1 protein-coding gene is annotated in these 916 nt (G+C 53.2%); it reads right to left on the reverse strand.

All coding sequences use genetic code 11. The features are described 5' to 3' along the window. Positions 1-17 precede the first annotated feature (17 nt). Positions 18-916: integron integrase (locus HMPREF3144_RS11275; protein ID WP_070477957.1), on the reverse strand; the 899-nt coding region annotated here is incomplete at its 5' end.

Consider the following 916-nt stretch of genomic DNA (forward strand, 5'->3'; position numbering starts at 1 on the left):
CATTTTTAGTAGCAATTTTAGGTAGAAACAGTATGTCCAAGCAGCTCTTGTACAGTACGGATATCGGTGCCTTGGCGTAGCAGCTGGGTTGCAAACGTGTGACGAAAACTGTGGCAGGAGGCAGCCTTGTGTATGCCAGCTGCCGAAATAGATTTTTTCACTGCTTTTTGTACTGCAGAAATATGCAAATGATGGCGTACCCAACGGCCGTCGTCGTCTTGGCATAGACTCTCAGAAGGAAACAGCCATTGCCAAGCCAGTGCGCAGCCTGCATTGGGATATTTACGGGCCAGCGCATAAGGCAACGTAACAGGTGCTGGCATGCCGGACTGGCTGGCATGTTGGTGAGTCCGTTGCGCTATCAGCTCTTCAAGCTCTGTAAACAGCGTCTGGGGCAGCAAGGTCGTGCGATCTTTACCACCCTTGCTGCTGCGTATCACCAGCCTGTGCAGATTAAAATCCACATCCTTGATGCGTAAACGGCAGGCTTCGCTGACACGCAGACCGGCCCCATACATGAGCGAAGCAATCAGCCGATGCGGGGGAGGCAGCTGGGCAATGACGGATATGGCTTCCTCATGGGACAGCACCACGGGCAGCTTGCGTGGCTTTTTAGCACGGGCAATGCCGTCGATATGCTGCAAAGGCTGTTGTAAAACGTGTTTATAAAGAAATACCAGCGCATTGAGCGCCTGGTTTTGGGTGGCCGCCGCCACGTTCTTGTGTGTCGCCAGCCAGGTCAGAAACTGAGCGACTTCTGCTTCGGCCATGTCGCGGGGGTGGCGGAGTCGATGAAAGCGTATGAAATAGCGTATCCAGTACCAGTAGGTTTTTTCAGTACGCAGGCTGTAATGTTTGGTACGAATGATTGCATGCAGCTGATCGCGTAGCTTGGGTGCAGGCTTGGGTGTCTGGG

It is taken from the genome of Oligella sp. HMSC05A10 (assembly GCF_001808335.1).
GTDB classification, from domain to species: Bacteria; Pseudomonadota; Gammaproteobacteria; order Burkholderiales; family Burkholderiaceae_B; genus Oligella; species Oligella urethralis.